This is a genomic window from Peptoniphilus lacrimalis DSM 7455 (assembly GCF_000378725.1).
Taxonomy (GTDB): Bacteria; Bacillota; Clostridia; order Tissierellales; family Peptoniphilaceae; genus Peptoniphilus_A; species Peptoniphilus_A lacrimalis.
The window spans coordinates 160,364-174,293 of sequence record NZ_KB900368.1 but is presented as its reverse complement, the minus strand read 5'-3'; the positions used below and the strand labels follow the sequence as shown (position 1 = coordinate 174,293).

At 31.4% G+C, this 13,930-nt stretch carries 15 protein-coding genes; all 15 read left to right on the top strand.

Annotation, left to right across the window (positions count from 1 at the left end):
- Positions 1–34: 34 nt before the first annotated feature.
- Genes F594_RS0102360 through F594_RS0102290 form a run of 15 tightly spaced genes read left to right on the top strand, consistent with a single transcriptional unit; the run spans position 35 to position 13,901 of the window.
- Positions 35–1,003, top strand: coding sequence for a PhoH family protein (locus tag F594_RS0102360; protein WP_004824818.1), 969 nt, complete (start codon positions 35–37; stop codon positions 1,001–1,003).
- On the top strand, positions 1,004–1,444 hold the full coding sequence (ybeY, locus tag F594_RS0102355) for an rRNA maturation RNase YbeY (protein ID WP_019034402.1): 441 nt from the start codon (positions 1,004–1,006) through the stop codon (positions 1,442–1,444).
- A gap of 4 nt (positions 1,445–1,448) precedes the next feature.
- Complete coding sequence (locus F594_RS0102350; RefSeq protein WP_019034401.1) at positions 1,449–2,156, top strand: diacylglycerol kinase; 708 nt, start codon at positions 1,449–1,451, stop codon at positions 2,154–2,156.
- Positions 2,156–2,554 carry a cytidine deaminase gene (locus tag F594_RS0102345; RefSeq protein WP_004824865.1) on the top strand — a complete coding sequence of 133 codons (399 nt, stop codon included), beginning with the start codon at positions 2,156–2,158 and terminating at the stop codon, positions 2,552–2,554. Before F594_RS0102350 ends, F594_RS0102345 begins: the two co-directional genes overlap by 1 nt.
- Positions 2,551–3,444 carry a GTPase Era gene (gene era / locus F594_RS0102340; RefSeq protein ID WP_019034400.1) on the top strand — a complete coding sequence of 298 codons (894 nt, stop codon included), beginning with the start codon at positions 2,551–2,553 and terminating at the stop codon, positions 3,442–3,444. The genes F594_RS0102345 and era overlap by 4 nt, the downstream gene beginning before the upstream one ends.
- Positions 3,431–4,123, top strand: a complete 693-nt coding sequence (gene recO / locus F594_RS0102335; protein WP_009345278.1) for a DNA repair protein RecO — start codon at positions 3,431–3,433, stop codon at positions 4,121–4,123. The genes era and recO overlap by 14 nt, the downstream gene beginning before the upstream one ends.
- A 12-nt stretch (positions 4,124–4,135) precedes the next feature.
- The gene (glyQ, locus tag F594_RS0102330; RefSeq protein ID WP_004824858.1) at positions 4,136–5,017 is read left to right on the top strand and encodes a glycine--tRNA ligase subunit alpha; all 882 of its coding nucleotides are present in this window, start codon (positions 4,136–4,138) and stop codon (positions 5,015–5,017) included.
- Positions 5,010–7,088 carry a glycine--tRNA ligase subunit beta gene (gene glyS, locus F594_RS0102325; RefSeq protein WP_019034399.1) on the top strand — a complete coding sequence of 693 codons (2,079 nt, stop codon included), beginning with the start codon at positions 5,010–5,012 and terminating at the stop codon, positions 7,086–7,088. Before glyQ ends, glyS begins: the two co-directional genes overlap by 8 nt.
- Before the next feature lie 12 nt (positions 7,089–7,100).
- Complete coding sequence (locus F594_RS0102320; protein ID WP_004824796.1) at positions 7,101–7,727, top strand: helix-turn-helix transcriptional regulator; 627 nt, start codon at positions 7,101–7,103, stop codon at positions 7,725–7,727.
- Positions 7,728–7,735: 8 nt separating this feature from the next.
- Complete coding sequence (locus F594_RS0102315; protein ID WP_004824816.1) at positions 7,736–8,563, top strand: pyruvate, water dikinase regulatory protein; 828 nt, start codon at positions 7,736–7,738, stop codon at positions 8,561–8,563.
- Between the two features lie 2 nt (positions 8,564–8,565).
- Positions 8,566–9,594, top strand: coding sequence for a deoxyguanosinetriphosphate triphosphohydrolase (locus F594_RS0102310; protein ID WP_019034398.1), 1,029 nt, complete (start codon positions 8,566–8,568; stop codon positions 9,592–9,594).
- Positions 9,578–11,380, top strand: coding sequence for a DNA primase (gene dnaG / locus F594_RS0102305; protein ID WP_019034397.1), 1,803 nt, complete (start codon positions 9,578–9,580; stop codon positions 11,378–11,380). Before F594_RS0102310 ends, dnaG begins: the two co-directional genes overlap by 17 nt.
- On the top strand, positions 11,373–12,458 hold the full coding sequence (rpoD, locus tag F594_RS0102300; RefSeq protein WP_009345272.1) for an RNA polymerase sigma factor RpoD: 1,086 nt from the start codon (positions 11,373–11,375) through the stop codon (positions 12,456–12,458). Before dnaG ends, rpoD begins: the two co-directional genes overlap by 8 nt.
- A complete protein-coding gene (locus F594_RS0102295) occupies positions 12,455–13,147 on the top strand; it encodes a tRNA (adenine(22)-N(1))-methyltransferase (RefSeq protein WP_019034396.1) in 693 nt (230 codons plus the stop codon). Before rpoD ends, F594_RS0102295 begins: the two co-directional genes overlap by 4 nt.
- Positions 13,131–13,901 (top strand): Nif3-like dinuclear metal center hexameric protein, encoded by a 771-nt coding sequence (locus F594_RS0102290; RefSeq protein WP_019034395.1) that lies wholly within the window; start codon positions 13,131–13,133, stop codon positions 13,899–13,901. The genes F594_RS0102295 and F594_RS0102290 overlap by 17 nt, the downstream gene beginning before the upstream one ends.
- Positions 13,902–13,930: the final 29 nt, after the last annotated feature.

The window sequence follows — 13,930 nt, the reverse complement described above, 5'->3', positions numbered from 1 at the left end:
TATGGTATTATTTAAGTAATTTGGGAGGTATTTTTTGGGAAATATTATAAGGTCTATTGAAATTAATAATTCTAATTCTGAGGCTCTTCTTTTTGGCAAATTAGATGAAAATATTAAACTTATTGAGGAGTCTTTTGATGTTAAAGTTCGTGACAGACTTGGCAAGATTGAGATTAGCGGAAGTCAAGAGTGCGTTGAGAATGCTGAACTTTTAATTTATAATTTATTGGAAATTTTAAAAAAACAGGATAGTTTAACTCTTAGTGATGTTCGTTATTCTATTGAGCTTATTAAAAAAAATGAATCCAGATCTATTTCCGAGCTTTTAAATGATACTTTGGTTTATACGTCTATGGGTAAGCCCATCAAGGCTAAAACTTTGGGTCAAAAAAGATACATTGAAACTATTTTTTCTAATGATATTACTTTTGGCATAGGACCTGCCGGTACTGGCAAGACTTATCTTGCTATGGCTTTTGCCGTTCGTGCTTTTAAGGCTAAGGAAATTAATAGGATTATTTTGACAAGACCTGCTGTTGAAGCTGGCGAAAATTTGGGCTTTTTGCCTGGAGATTTACAAAATAAAGTTGATCCTTATTTAAGACCTCTTTATGACGCTCTTTTTGATATTTTGGGTGGCGATACTTACCAATCATATGTGGAAAAGGGTCTGATTGAAGTTGCTCCTCTTGCTTACATGAGAGGTAGGACTTTGGATAATGCTTTTGTTATTCTTGATGAGGCGCAAAACACTACTAACGAGCAGATGAAGATGTTTTTAACAAGACTTGGTTTTGGTTCTAGGGCTATTATTACTGGTGATATTACTCAAATTGACCTTCCTCGTGGCAAATCTTCAGGGCTTAAAACTGTTCTTAAGATTCTTGATGGTGTTAAGGGGATAGGCATCACTTATTTGACCAAGAATGATATTGTTCGTCATCCTCTTGTGGCTCGAATTATTGCAGCTTATGATAAATTTGATAAGGAAAGAAAAAAATAGATGATTGATTTTGAAAATAGACAGGATGTACTTCCTATTTCCGATGAGGATTTAGATATTATTAAGATGTCCGTTGAAGCTAGTCTTGAACTTTGTAATATTGATAAAGAATATTATGTTAGTGTTTCTTTTGTTGATGACAATGAGATTAAAAATCTAAATAAAGATTACAGAAATGTTGACAAGGTTACTGATGTACTTTCTTTTCCTATGGATGAGGAGTATGAGGATAAAATTATTCTTGGTGATATTGTAATTAATATGGCTAGGGTTTTGTCACAGGCAAAAGAGTTTGGTCATTCCAACAGACGTGAGCTTTCATATCTTTGCGTTCACTCAACCCTTCATCTTTTGGGTTATGATCATATTGAAGAGGAAGATAGGATTATCATGAGGGCTAAAGAGAAGGAAATTATGGATAAACTTAAAATCTATAGGTGATATTTTGAAAAATTTTAATTTTATTTCTTCATTTAACTATGCCATCCAAGGTATTGTTTCTGTTCTTAAAACTGAAAAAAATATGAAGTTCCACTATTTGACGGCTCTTTTAGTGGTGATTTTTTCCTTGTTTTTTAATATTTCTTCTATTGAATTTATGATTATTCTTTTTTCTATAATTCTTGTGGTTTTTGCAGAGATGGTCAACACTGCTATTGAAAGGACTGTCGATCTTGTGGTTCAAGACTACAATCCTATAGCAAAATATGTTAAGGATGTTTCTGCTGGTGCAGTTCTTATTACGGCTATTAATGCTATTGTTTGTGCATATCTTATTTTTTATGAAAAGTTTGCTTCTGTTGGCGATTTATTTCTTTTTAAAATAAAAAATTCTGACAATCATTTGGCTTTTGTCTGTTTATTTTTGGTTGTCGCTCTCACCATTGGTGGCAAATTTCTTTTAGCTAAAAAAAATGGCGGCACATATTTTCAAGGTGGGGCAGTGAGCGGTCATTGTGCAATTGCTTTTTGTGCTGCAACTATTATTTCTATGGTAGCTGAAAATTCTCTTGTTACTACTGCTTCTTTCGGTTTGGCTTTTCTTGTTGGTGAGTCTAGGGTTGAAGGAAAGATTCACACAATGGGTCAAGTAATTAGTGGGTCGATTTTGGGAATTTGTGTGGCTATTTTTATTTTTAAGGTGATTGGATAATGGATGATAAAAAATTAATTGAACTTGCTATTAAGGCAAGGGATACTATGACTTATACTCCCTATTCTCATTATAATGTGGGAGCTGCTGTTGAAATGGAAGATGGGAGCGTTTATTGTGGAGGAAATATTGAAAATGCGTCTTTAACTCCTACTAACTGTGCGGAAAGGACTGCTATTTTCAAGGCAGTAAGCGATGGAAAAAGAGAGATTAAAAAAATTGCTGTTGTTGGAGATTCACACTATACTTATCCTTGTGGGGTTTGCAGACAGGTTATAAAAGAATTTTCTAAAAATCCGAGGATTATTGTTGCAAATTCCCTAACAGATTATAGGGTTCACACAATGGATGAGATTTTACCTTTTGCTTTTGGACCAGAGGACTTGGAGGACAAATGAAAGAATTTAAATCAGGTTATGTTTCTATTGTTGGTAGGGCTAATGTAGGCAAGTCTACTATGTTAAATTCCCTTATAGGGCAAAAAATTTCTGCTATTTCCAATAAGGCTCAGACTACAAGGGAAAAGATTTCTTTTATATATACAGATAAGGATTGCCAGATAGTTTTTTTAGATACGCCGGGCATTCAAAAACCTAAAAATAAGCTTGGGAATTTCATGCTTAATGAATCTTTAAGTTCCTTGTCTGAAGCCGATATAATTACTTATATTGTAGATACTTCAAAAAAAATTGGTAAGCTTGATTCAAGTATTATTGATACTCTTAAAAAATTAAAGGATAAAAAAATTATTTTATTAATAAATAAGATTGATTTAATTGCAAAAGAGGAGCTTTTTCCTATAATTGAAGTTTATGATAAAATTGGTATTTTTTCTCATATTATTCCTATTTCTGCCATGAAAAATGATGGTGTGGATGAATACATTGAGGTTATTAAAGAAAATTTAAGTCCAGGACCTATGTTTTATCCAGAAGACTATGTTACAGATAAGAGCGAGAAATTTTTAGCAGAAGAGATTATAAGAGAAAAAGGTTTAAGATTTTTGCAGGAGGAAGTTCCTCACGGTCTTGCCGTTGGTATTGAAAAATTTAAAATGAGATCAGATAAAGAGATTTATGATATAGATGCAGTAATTTATGTGGAAAGAGATTCCCACAAGGCTATTGTAATTGGCAAGGGCGGGTCTATGCTTAAAAAAATAGGCACTTCTGCAAGACGTGAACTTGAAAATATGCTTGATTCTAAGGTTAATTTAAAGCTTTGGGTCAAGGTTTCTAAAAATTGGCGAGATAATGATAATAAGGTAAGGGGTTTTGGCTATAAATAGTGATTTTATTGAAGGTATTGTTATTTATGAAAGAAAACATGGTGAAAGCTCTAAGATTTTAAAAATTTTTACTAAAGAGCTTGGTAATATTTCTATAATGGCTAAGGGCTCATGCAGTCCTAAGTCTTCGATTTTGAGTTTAAGTCAGGTTTTTGTGGAGGGTCTATATTTGTTTAGACCTGGCAGAAATTTTTACTATATAAAAAGTGGTAGGCTTATAAATTCAAACTATGAACTGAGAAATAATTTTACCAATCTTTGCTATGCCTCTCTTATTTTAGAAATTGTAGAGAAATCAACTTTGCAATCTTCTAGCTTAAATAATATTTACCGCCTTTTGTCAAAGATTTTAAGAATTTTATGCTCTAGCAAAGATCCCTTAGCTAAAACCATGGCTTTTATTTTAAAGTTTATGTCTTTTATGGGATACAGACCGATTCTTAGTGTTTTTGAAAATAATTTTTTCTCCCTTGAAAGTGGTGTTGTTACGAAAAATTCCTACACTTCTTACAGTATTTTTAAGGAAGATATTTACTACTTACGCAATTTATTATATACTTCATTAGATAAGGACTTTATCTATGATGAAGGAAGAAAAAAGTATTTATTTTTTATTTTGACTAAATATTTAAAATATAATTTGGAAATTGGTGATTTTAACTCACTTAAATTCTTATAATAGGAGGAATATATGAATTTCCAGGAATTAATTATTAATTTACAAAAATATTGGAGTGACAAGGGTTGTATTATCATGCAGCCTTACGATATTGAAAAGGGAGCAGGTACTATGAATCCTCAAACTTTTCTTCGCGCTTTAGGCCCTGAAGAATGGAAGGTTTGTTATGTTGAGCCTTCAAGAAGACCTGCTGATGGACGTTATGGTGAAAATCCTAACAGATTATATCAACACCATCAAATGCAAGTTATTTTAAAGCCATCTCCTGCAAATGTTCAAGAGCTTTATCTTGATTCGCTTGTTACTATTGGTATTGATCCAAAAAAACATGATATAAGATTTGTGGAAGATAACTGGGAATCTCCAACTCTTGGAGCTTGGGGTCTTGGTTGGGAAGTTTGGCTTGACGGGATGGAAATAACTCAATTTACTTATTTTCAACAAGTGGGAGGAGTTAATCTCGATCTTGAAAGTGCAGAGCTTACTTATGGTCTTGAAAGAATTGCCATGTATTTACAAGATGTGGATTCTGTTTATGATATAAAGTATAACGATAAAATAACTTATGGAGATGTTTTTAAAGTTGCTGAATATGAACATTCCAAATATGCTTTTGAGGTAAGTGATGTCAAACTTCTAAGAAATTTATTTGATGTTTATGAAAAAGAAGCCATGAGAGTTATTGATGAGGGAATTGTGCTTGATGCCTATGACTATACTTTAAAATGCTCACATACTTTTAATTTATTAGATGCAAGAGGAGCAATTTCTGTTTCTGAAAGAACTACTTATATTGGAAGGGTGCGTAATTTAGCAAAACTTGTAGCTGAAGCATATTTAATACAAAGAAAAGAAATGGGTTATCCGCTTTTGAAAGGAGTTTCTAATGAATAGGTATCTTTTAGAAATAGGAGTAGAAGAATTACCATCAAGATTTGTAAATCTTGCCATGGAACAAATTAGAGAAAAAATTGAAAAATCACTTAGTGAAAATGACCTCAAGTATGATTCATTAGAAGTTTATGCTACTCCTAGAAGGCTTTCTCTATATATAAATGGAATTTTTGATAGGCAAGATGATATTAATAAGGAAGTTAAAGGTCCTTCTGTAAAAATTTCTTTTGATGAAGATGGTAATCCCACAAAACCACTAGAAGGCTTTATGAAATCTCAAAATATAAGCCTAAAGGATCTAGAACAAAGGGAAGTTAAGGGCAACAAATATGTTTTTGCCATCATTAAAAAGAGGGGTCTTGATGCTAAAGAAGTTTTAAAAAATATTATTCCTGATATGATTTATCATATTAATCTACCTCGTAACATGAAATGGGGTGGAAAAAATATTAAATTTCCAAGACCTATAAGATGGATTGTTTCTATTCTTAATGATGAAGTTGTAGAATTTCCTTTTGAAGGTATTCCGGTTTCAAATATTACTCGTGGACACAGATTTTTAGGGTCTGATAATATTGTTATTGATAATGTTGATAACTATGCAAAACTTTTAGAAGAAAATTTTGTAATTTTAGACCAAAATAGAAGAGAAGAAATTATAAGGTTTGAATCTAAAAAAATTGCCAGATCCCTTGGTGGAGAAATAAAAGAAAATAAAGATCTTTTAGAGGAACTTGTTTATATAGTTGAATATCCAACTCCTATAAAGGGAACTATAAAAAAAGAATTTTTAATTTTACCTAAGGAAGTTATCACAACTACTATGATTGACCATCTGCGTTACACTCCTATTTATGATGATAAGGGTGAACTTCTTCCATATTTTATTACTATAAGAAATGGAAATCATGATTATGAAGATATTGTAATAAAGGGAAATGAAAAGGTCTTAGGAGCTAGACTTTCTGATGCTAAGTTCTTCTATGAAGAAGATATTTCTAAACCTCTTGAAGATTATGTTGATGCCCTAAGTGGTGTAAATTTCTTAGATAAGCTTGGCAACATGAGAGAAAAAGAAGAACGTAATGAAGCTATTGCATTAGAAATAGGAAAGAATTTGGAAGTTGCTGATGAAACACTTGAGTCCTTAAAAAGAACTGCATATCTTTCTAAGGCTGATTTGACTACTCATATGGTTGTTGAATTTACAGAACTTCAAGGAATTATGGGATCTATTTATGCAAAACTTTCCGGTGAAAAAGATATTGTAAATTCTGCAATTTATGAGCAATATTTACCGAGGTTTAAGGGGGATGATCTTCCAAAAACTACTGTAGGTTCTATTTATTCTATTGCCGATAAGATAGATACAATTTCAGGACTTTTTGCTATTGACAAAGTTCCAACTGGATCTCTTGACCCCTTTGGATTAAGACGTAGTGCAATTGGTCTTATTAATATAATTAGAAATAACAACTGGGAACTTAATCTTGATTCTATTTTATCTCAAGCTCTTTATGAGTATGTTAATAAAATGGGACTTACCTTAAATTATGAAGCTGTTATGAAAAATCTTAAGGAATTTTTCAAGCAAAGAATTAAGGTTATGCTTGAAGATTTAGATTATAGATATGATGTTATTGATGCAATTTTAGAAAGTGAAGATAAAATTCATATTATCTTTAAAAAGGCACCTCAAGTTGATAAGTGGTTTAAGGAAAATGACAGGTCCAAGTTTGTTGATTCTTTTGAGAGAATTTACAACTTGACTTCTAAAGTTTCTGAATTTAAAGAAGTTGATGCTGAGCTTTTCAAGGAAGATGCTGAAAAGAAATTATTTAGTCAAATAGAAAATATCAAGGCTGAACTTGAAGCCTATAACAACGCTAATAAATTTTATGATTATTTGAACCTTTGTGATTCATTGACTCCATATATTGATGAATTTTTTGACAAGGTTATGGTAATGGATAAGGATACTTCTATTAGAGATAACAGACTTGCCCTTATCAATAGGGTAGAAAATGTTGTTTCAAGAATTTTTGCAATAGAAAAAATTGTCCTCGATTAGGGGTGTGATGATTTGGATTTAAGTAAGAGACAACTTAAAATAATTCAAATAGTTAAAGAGAAAGCTCCCATTACTGGAGATGAAATAGCCACAAGCCTCGGGGTTTCTAGGGCTACTATCAGACCTGATTTAGCAGTTTTAACTATGATAAATATTTTGGGAGCAAGACCAAATGTTGGCTATTTTTATACGGGTCGCTCTGAGTTATCTCTTGTGGTAGACCATATTAAGGAACTTAAAATAGAAGATTATATGTCTGTTCCCTTTGTTATGGAAGAAACGGCGAGTGTTTATGATGTTATTGTTGGACTTTTCTTGGAAGATGTTTCTTCAGTTTTTATCACAAACAATAGAAATTTAACAGGTGTTGTTTCAAGAAAAGATTTGATCAGAACTACTATAGGCGGCATGGATATTCACAATACTCCTATAAGTCTTGTTATGACGAGGATGCCTAATTTGGTTACTATAGGGCCTTTGGATACTGCATTTGAGGGAGCAAGACTTATTGATGAGAGAGGGGTAGATTCCCTTCCTGTTGTTGAAGAGGAAAATGGAATTTTAACAGTTGTTGGAAGATTCACAAAAACTAATGTTAACAGAATGTTTGTGGAAATGTGTAAGGGCGAAATAATTTAAGGAGATTTATGAAAGATTTAGAGAATACTTTAGTCATATATGTTATTTCAGATTCTATTGGTGAAACAGGTGAACTTATTGCCACATCAAGTGTACGTCAATTTGAATCTGAAAATTATCAAATTAGGAGATATCCATACCACAACTCCATCGAGCAAATAAAACCTCTTTTAGAGGAAGCTGCAAAAATAAAAAATTCACTGATTGTATATACCAACGTGGTTTTAGAAACTCGTAATTTTATTGAGGAAAAATCTAAGGAACTTGGTCTTTATACTGTTGATGTTATGGGTCAACCTATGAATCAGTTAGAAAATATTTTAGGATATCCTCCACTTCGTGAACCTGGTCTTATAAGAAGGCTTGACCAAAATTATTTTAAAAAAGTTGAAGCTATTGAGTTTGCTGTTAAATATGATGATGGCAAAGACCCAAGAGGAGTAAGAAAAGCTGATATTTGTCTTGTTGGAATTTCTAGAACTTCTAAGACACCACTTTCTATGTATCTTGCTAACAAATTATATAAGGTTGCAAATGTGCCTTTGGTGCCTGAAGTTCCTGTTCCTAAGGAAGTTTATGAAAAAGATGTAAATAGAGTTATAGGTCTTATTGCTAATCCAAACAAACTAATTTCTATAAGAGAAGAAAGATTAAAAAGTTTAGGTCTTGCTAGTGGTGCAAAGTATGCAAATATTGATAGAATTAAAGATGAAATTGATTATTCTAAACAGGTTATGGACGAATTGGGATGTTTTGTGATTGATGTTTCCCATAAGGCTATAGAAGAAACAGCAGAAATTATTATTGAAAGGCTTAAAAAACTTGAATTGAGGTAAAAATGAACACTAGAGAAGTATATGAAGAACTTGAAGAAAAAATTTTAAAACCTTACGCTACTTTGGCTAAGGACTCTAAGGGTAGGCAAGTTTTTGAAGAAAAATGTAATATAAGGACAGATTTTCAAAGGGATAGAGATAGAATTATTCATTCAAAATCTTTTAGAAGATTAAAACACAAAACTCAAGTATTCATAACTCCTGAAGGTGATCATTACAGAACAAGGTTAACCCATACTCTTGAAGTTGCTCAGATAGGTAGAACTATTGCAAGGGCTTTGGGATTAAATGAAGATTTAGTTGAAGCTATAGGTCTTGGTCATGACCTTGGACATACGCCTTTTGGACATTTCGGCGAAGAAATTTTAGATAAATTAAATCCAAAGGGTTTTAAACATTATAAGCAATCTCTAAGAGTTGTTGATTTTTTAGAATCTTCTGAAAAAAGGATAGGTCTTAATTTGACCTTTGAAGTTCGTGATGGTATTTTAAATCATCAAGGCGATAACAAGGCTTCGACTCTTGAAGGCACTATTATTAAATTTGCTGACAGAATTGCCTATATTAATCACGATATTGATGATGCTATTAGGGCTGGAATAATTAAAAAAGAAGATTTACCCAAGGATATACTTGATATTTTGGGATACAGCCACTCAAAGAGAATAAATACAATGATTTCTTCAATTATTAAAAAGTCTTTTGGCAAACCAATTGTAGAAATGGAAGAAGAAATTTATAGAGCTACCATGGATTTGAGAAAATTCATGTTTGATAAGGTATATTTTAACCCAACTGTAAAAAGTGAAGATAAGAAGATTACAAGACTTCTGACAGATTTATTTGATTATTATATGAATAATTTTGATATACTAGATAAAAAACATTTGGCATTATATGAGAGCATTGACCATAGTAAGGAAGATATTATTACAGATTATATTGCTGGAATGACTGATACTTTTGCAGTGAGGGAATGGAAAAATTTATTTTTACCTAAAAATTGGAGTAGAAATGAGTTTTATAATTGATGATAACTTATTGGAAGAAATTAGGGATAAGGTTGATATTTATGAACTTATATCTCAATATGTTAATTTGAAAAGAAGCGGAGCCAATTATATTGGACTTTGTCCTTTTCATAATGAGAAAACTCCATCTTTTAGCCTTTCACCATCAAAGGGAATTTTTAAGTGTTTCGGTTGTGGTGAAGGCGGAGATGTAATAAGTTTTGTTATGAAAAGGGAAGGGCTTGGCTTTCGTGAGGCTATTAAGTTTTTAGCAGACAAATATAATATTGAACTTAGGCAGGCGCATTATTCTAAAAAAGATAAGGAATTAAAGGACAAAGCTCAGAGATTTTACGAAATCAATAGACAAGCTGCCTTATTTTTTTATAATAATTTAAAAAATTCAAAATTGGGTATGAATTACCTGAGAAAGAGAGAAATTTCACCTGCTGTTATCAATAAATATGGTCTAGGCTTTGCAAATGATAGTTGGGATAATTTAAAAAATCATCTTTTATCTTTGGGATACAAGGAGGAAGAACTTGTAGAGATTAATTTACTTTCATCTTCCAAGGGTAAAACTTATGACAGATTTAGAAATAGAATAATGTTTCCAATTATAGATACCAAGGGTCGTGTTATTGCTTTTGGTGGAAGAGTTTTAGGAGATGAGAAACCAAAATACCTAAATTCTTCCGAGAATTTAATTTTTCATAAGGGGAGCAATTTATTTAATTTAAACCTTATTTCTAAGGAAGCTTCTCGAGATAAAATTATTTTAGTTGAAGGATACATGGATGTTATTTCATTATATAATAGTGGTATAAATTATAGCGTAGCAAGTCTTGGGACATCTCTAACTCAAGCTCAGGCAGGGCTTATAAAAAGGTATGCCAAGGATATTTATATCTGCTATGATGGTGACAGTGCAGGAATAAACGCAACAGTTCGTGCCATTGATATTATGCTTTCTGAGGGGATAAGCCCAAAGATTATTTCTCTTGCTGAGGGTCTTGATCCTGATGAATATATAAAAAAATATGGCAAAATTAGCTTTGAAGGTCAAGTGGCTAATGGTAAATCTTTTTTGGATTTTAAAATTGACAATTTAAAGGGAAAATTTAATCTGTCAAGCTCAGATGGTTTATCTAAATTTACTATGGAGGCAGGAAAAATTTTATCTTCAATCAAAAATCCAATTGAAAGAGATGTGTATATGAAGAATTTTTGTAAGACTTATGGTATTTCTACCATATCTTTAAATTCTTATATAAGCCTTATAAATAAAAACAGACCTAAAAAGAAATTTGATAAACCCAAAAAAATAATAAAGCCTAAAGGAAAGCTTCAATCGGGTAACATAAAGGCTCAAAAGGGTCTTATAGCCTATTGTTTAGCTGGTCATGATTTTTACGATTATATTAAATCAAAAGTTGAACTTACTTTATTTTCTTCAGTAGAAATTAGAATAATTTTTGAAGAATTGGAAAATTATTATGACAAAAAAATAGAAAAAGATGATTTTTTTAAAGATTTAATAAATAAGGGTCTTGTAAGTTCTGAAACATATAAGGAAATAATATCTTTGATTGTTGATGAACCGGAAGGGAATAAAATAATTTCTGATTATTTATTAACTTTAAAAAGGTCTTGGCTTTTGCAAGAAAAAGAAAATCTTTTGAATCAACTTGATTCAATAGCTAAGTCAAATTCAAAAGATAAGGAGATTTTTGAAAAAGTGATAAATGATTTGCGAACAATAAATTTAGAATTAAATGATATAAATGAGGGTGTAAAAGATGAGTGAGAAAAAACAAACAGGTAATAAAGATACCACTATTAATAACTTAAAAAAAGAAGGTAAGGAAAAGGGGCATCTCACTTATGACGAAATATCCTTTGCCTTAGAAGATATTCCTATGGATTCACAAGAAATTGACTCTATCTATAAGGATTTTGAAAATGATGGAATTGAATTACTAAATGATGAAAGAGATAAGGATTTTAAGGAAGAAATTGATGTAGAAAAAGAAGACTTATCTGTTCCCAAGGGAATAAGTGTTGATGATCCTGTCAGAATGTATCTGAAAGAAATTGGAAAAATTCCTCTTTTAACTGGAGATGAGGAAGTGGAAATTGCCAAGAGAATGGAAAATGGTGATAACTCTGCAAAGAAAGAACTTGCAGAAGCTAATCTTCGTTTAGTAGTTTCTATTGCCAAAAGATATGTGGGTAGGGGAATGAGTTTTCTTGATTTAATTCAAGAAGGAAATCTAGGCCTAATGAAAGCTGTCGATAAGTTTGACTACACTAAGGGATTTAAATTTTCAACTTATGCAACATGGTGGATAAGACAAGCTATAACAAGAGCTATAGCTGACCAAGCTAGAACAATAAGAATTCCTGTTCATATGGTTGAAACAATTAATAAACTTGTAAGAGTTCAGAGACAATTGGTTCAAGAATTAGGAAGAGATCCACTTCCTGAAGAAATTGCCAAAGAAATGAGTATTGATGTTGAAAAGGTTAGAGAAATTCAAAAAATTGCTCAGGAACCCGTTTCTTTAGAAACACCAATAGGAGAAGAAGAAGATTCTCACTTAGGCGATTTTATTCCTGATGAAGAAATTTTATCTCCACAAGATGCGGCAACTTTTACCCTACTAAGGGAACAACTTTCTACGGTTTTGGAAACATTAACTGATAGAGAAAAGAAAGTTTTAACTTTGAGATTCGGTTTAGATGACGGAAGAGCGAGAACTTTAGAGGAAGTTGGTAAAGAGTTTGCAGTTACTCGTGAAAGAATAAGACAAATTGAAGCTAAGGCTATTAGAAAGCTTCGTCATCCATCAAGAAGCAAGAAATTAAAGGACTTCTTAGAATGATTAAGTTATCAAAGCGATTAAGAGCAATTGTAAATTTTTGTGATAAAAATAAAATAATTGCAGATATAGGCACAGATCATGGATTTGTGCCAAATTTTCTATATGAGGAAGATTATAATAGAAAAATAATAGCAACTGACATTTCCTTAAATTCATTAAATAAAGCCATAGAATTTTCAGAGCTTAGGGGAAATAAGGGGAAAATCGAACATATTGTTTGCAACGGTCTTGAAAAAATTCCACCAGTTGATCAGATAATCATTGCAGGTATGGGAGGAATTTTAATCTCTAAAATTTTAGATAGGGATTTTGAAAAGGCAAGGCAAGCAGAAAAACTGATTTTACAACCTATGCAACAGGTGGATTATCTCAGAAAGTTTTTATATGATAAGGGTTTTAAAATACTTGATGAAAAAATTGTTTTTGAAGATAATAAATTTTTCCATATAATAGTGGCAAATTATAAGGCAATCAAAGAAGAATATAGAGATATTGATTTGAAGGTTTCAAAGCTTTTGAGGAATAGAAAAGATAAGGACCTTATTGAATTTTTAAAATATCTGATAAATTATAATATTTTTATTATTGAAAATATTGAAGGATCAAGCACAAGAAGCATTTATAAAAAGGATAAACTCAGAGAGGAAAATATTGAGTTAAAGGAGATATTAGATGAAGTACAAAAGTAAAGAGATTTTTGATTTTATGGATATGTGGGCAAAGAAAGAGTATATGATGGGTTGGGATAATTCAGGTATGCAAATATATTTTGATACATATATTTCTAATATACTTTTGTGCCTTGATGTTGATGATAAGAGTTTAGAAATGGCAAAAAATAATAATTGCCAAGCTATAATAAGTCACCACCCCTTATTTTTTGGTGGTGAAAAAAATATAATCGAAGGAAGCTACAGGGGAGATTTAATTTTATCTTTAATTAATAATAAAATTTCTGTTTACAGTGGTCATACAACCCTTGATGTGGTTAGTGATGGGGTAAACTTTTCTTTGGCTAGATTTTTAGATTTAAAGAACCAAGAAAGTCTAGCCCTTGATGATGGTTTACCTATTGGGATTGTGGGTGAACTAAAAGAGGAAAAAAGTCTTGAAGAAATCTTAAAAGACTTTAGGGATAAGTTAAATATTAAAAATATCAGGACTTATGGTAAAGATAAAAAGATAAAAAGAGTTTCTCTATGCGGCGGTGCTGGGTCTTCCTATATGGATGAGGCAATAAAAAACGGCAGTCAGCTTTTCATTTCAGGAGATATCAAATATCATGATGGTCAATATGCCTATGAAAATAATATTATAGCTATGGATATAGGGCATTTTCACAGTGAAAAATTAATTCTTCCAAGAATAAAAGAGAAGCTTTTAGAAAAATTTTCTGAACTTAATATTTATATAAAAGAAGATTCTTCCTATGAGATGTTTTGATGTTGAATTTATAAAAAAATTTTGTTAAA

Excerpts from the sequence above, each read along its gene's own strand:
- ybeY (WP_019034402.1), top strand. The coding sequence starts at position 1,004 with ATGATTGATTTTGAAAATAGACAGGATGTACTTCCTATTTCCGATGAG.
- F594_RS0102345 (WP_004824865.1), top strand. The coding sequence starts at position 2,156 with ATGGATGATAAAAAATTAATTGAACTTGCTATTAAGGCAAGGGATACT.
- era (WP_019034400.1), top strand. The coding sequence starts at position 2,551 with ATGAAAGAATTTAAATCAGGTTATGTTTCTATTGTTGGTAGGGCTAAT.
- glyQ (WP_004824858.1), top strand. The coding sequence starts at position 4,136 with ATGAATTTCCAGGAATTAATTATTAATTTACAAAAATATTGGAGTGAC.
- glyS (WP_019034399.1), top strand. The coding sequence starts at position 5,010 with ATGAATAGGTATCTTTTAGAAATAGGAGTAGAAGAATTACCATCAAGA.
- F594_RS0102315 (WP_004824816.1), top strand. The coding sequence starts at position 7,736 with ATGAAAGATTTAGAGAATACTTTAGTCATATATGTTATTTCAGATTCT.
- F594_RS0102310 (WP_019034398.1), top strand. The coding sequence starts at position 8,566 with ATGAACACTAGAGAAGTATATGAAGAACTTGAAGAAAAAATTTTAAAA.
- dnaG (WP_019034397.1), top strand. The coding sequence starts at position 9,578 with ATGAGTTTTATAATTGATGATAACTTATTGGAAGAAATTAGGGATAAG.
- rpoD (WP_009345272.1), top strand. The coding sequence starts at position 11,373 with ATGAGTGAGAAAAAACAAACAGGTAATAAAGATACCACTATTAATAAC.
- F594_RS0102295 (WP_019034396.1), top strand. The coding sequence starts at position 12,455 with ATGATTAAGTTATCAAAGCGATTAAGAGCAATTGTAAATTTTTGTGAT.
- F594_RS0102290 (WP_019034395.1), top strand. The coding sequence starts at position 13,131 with ATGAAGTACAAAAGTAAAGAGATTTTTGATTTTATGGATATGTGGGCA.